This window comes from Bacillus cereus group sp. N11 (assembly GCF_016483605.1).
GTDB classification, from domain to species: domain Bacteria; phylum Bacillota; class Bacilli; order Bacillales; family Bacillaceae_G; genus Bacillus_A; species Bacillus_A toyonensis.
Genome location: NZ_JAEHBN010000094.1, coordinates 1 through 241 on the forward strand (window position 1 = coordinate 1; position 241 = coordinate 241).

The window sequence follows — 241 nt, forward strand, 5'->3', positions numbered from 1 at the left end:
ACCATCGGCGCTAGAGAGCTTAACTTCCGTGTTCGGTATGGGAACGGGTGTGACCTCTCTGCCATCATTACCAGACTGTATTCATTTAAGACAAGAATTATTGTAACTTATTTAACTTTTAAAGTCAACAAGTTTTTTATATTCTTTCAAAACTAGATAACATTGCTTCATATTATATGGTTAAGTCCTCGATCTATTAGTATTCGTCAGCTCCACATGTCACCATGCTTCCACCTCGAAC

General features: G+C 37.8%; 1 rRNA gene. It reads right to left on the reverse strand.

From position 1 onward, the window contains the following. Positions 1-75, reverse strand: a 5S ribosomal RNA gene (gene rrf, locus JDS98_RS29830); the annotation flags it as partial. Positions 76-241: the final 166 nt, after the last annotated feature.